At 55.7% G+C, this 1,227-nt stretch carries 1 rRNA gene (only partly in view); it reads left to right on the plus strand.

Annotated features, from left to right (window positions below):
• A 23S ribosomal RNA gene (locus ACFVYL_RS37685) occupies positions 1 to 1,194 on the plus strand (its annotated part extends 1,272 nt beyond the left edge of the window); the annotation flags it as partial.
• Positions 1,195 to 1,227: the final 33 nt, after the last annotated feature.

Here is a 1,227-nt window from a genome sequence, read left to right on the forward strand (position 1 = left end):
AGGTGATGACATTTACTGTCTGAGCTGGGGGTGGCCGCAGAGACCAGCGAGAAGCGACTGTTTACTAAAAACACAGGTCCGTGCGAAGCCGTAAGGCGATGTATACGGACTGACGCCTGCCCGGTGCTGGAACGTTAAGGGGACCGGTTAGTGCGCTTTCGGGCGTGCGAAGCTGAGAACTTAAGCGCCAGTAAACGGCGGTGGTAACTATAACCATCCTAAGGTAGCGAAATTCCTTGTCGGGTAAGTTCCGACCTGCACGAATGGCGTAACGACTTCTCGACTGTCTCAACCATAGGCCCGGTGAAATTGCACTACGAGTAAAGATGCTCGTTTCGCGCAGAAGGACGGAAAGACCCCGGGACCTTTACTACAGTTTGATATTGGTGTTCGGTTCGGCTTGTGTAGGATAGGTGGGAGACTGTGAACTCGGTACGCCAGTATCGGGGGAGTCATCGTTGAAATACCACTCTGGTCGTGCTGGATGTCTAACCTCGGTCCGTGATCCGGATCAGGGACAGTGTCTGATGGGTAGTTTAACTGGGGCGGTTGCCTCCCAAAGAGTAACGGAGGCGCCCAAAGGTTCCCTCAGCCTGGTTGGTAATCAGGTGTTGAGTGTAAGTGCACAAGGGAGCTTGACTGTGAGACCGACGGGTCGAGCAGGGACGAAAGTCGGGACTAGTGATCCGGCGGTGGCTTGTGGAAGCGCCGTCGCTCAACGGATAAAAGGTACCCCGGGGATAACAGGCTGATCTTCCCCAAGAGTCCATATCGACGGGATGGTTTGGCACCTCGATGTCGGCTCGTCGCATCCTGGGGCTGGAGTCGGTCCCAAGGGTTGGGCTGTTCGCCCATTAAAGCGGTACGCGAGCTGGGTTTAGAACGTCGTGAGACAGTTCGGTCCCTATCCTCTGTGCGCGTAGGAATATTGAGAAGGGCTGTCCCTAGTACGAGAGGACCGGGACGGACGAACCTCTGGTGTGCCAGTTGTCCTGCCAAGGGCATGGCTGGTTGGCTACGTTCGGAAAGGATAACCGCTGAAAGCATCTAAGCGGGAAGCCTGCTTCGAGATGAGTATTCCCACCCCCTTTGAGGGGTTAAGGCTCCCAGTAGACGACTGGGTTGATAGGCCAGATCTGGAAGCCCGGTAACGGGTGGAGGTGACTGGTACTAATAGGCCGAGGGCTTGTCCTCAGTTGCTCGCGTCCACTGTGTTGGTTCTGAAAC

It is taken from the genome of Streptomyces sp. NPDC058308, from assembly GCF_042880275.1.
Lineage (GTDB): Bacteria > Actinomycetota > Actinomycetes > Streptomycetales > Streptomycetaceae > Streptomyces.